The sequence below is a fragment of the Kitasatospora sp. NPDC057015 genome (assembly GCF_042673745.1).
In the GTDB taxonomy this organism is placed as follows: Bacteria; Actinomycetota; Actinomycetes; order Streptomycetales; family Streptomycetaceae; genus Kitasatospora.
Map to the genome: position 1 here is coordinate 4869 of NZ_JBHUSG010000106.1, position 590 is coordinate 5458.

The following is a 590-nucleotide window of genomic DNA, read 5'->3' on the forward strand; positions in this document are numbered from 1 at the left end:
CATCAATTCAATGGCAAAAAACTCCTTCCCATCTTTAAGTTCAGGGATACGTGCAGCGCTATCTAAAGCGAGTAATTTCACGATCGAGTTAACATTTCCCGCTTCAGAATCAGCTGCGACAGTCGCCACAATCGCCTCACTCAACTCCTCCTGTGTCTTCAACACCTCGTGATACCTCATCTCCTTCGAGTATTCAAGATAGCGAAGCGGAGCGATATCGAATATTCTTGGCGTCCCCTTCTCCTGAAGCAAAACGACTGGCTTATCAAATGCCTGCCTAATACCTAGCTCAAAAAGAACATTCGGATTTCTAGTACTCAAATCACAGATCGCTACCGGCGCCTCTATGAGTTTCTTGAGAATATCAAGATGAATAAGGTTCGACGCCTTTACTTCATCGGCACGCACTGCCCTATAGCCTGCGAGCGCGCATGCAGGAGCCACAATGTCGTCATAAACATGCTTAAAATGCCCCTGCGGATAACCGTCGGCGTCTGCGATAGGCATAATTGCAAAGCAGCTTTTCCCTATCGAATCAGGTTGTGGAGTTGCCATGGCTCGTTATATTTTTACAATTTAGCGTGTAGCGC

At 46.8% G+C, this 590-nt stretch carries 1 pseudogene; it reads right to left on the bottom strand.

Annotated elements, in window-relative coordinates:
- A pseudogene (locus ACFTWP_RS41090) lies at positions 1–555 on the bottom strand (hypothetical protein); the annotation flags it as partial.
- Positions 556–590: the final 35 nt, after the last annotated feature.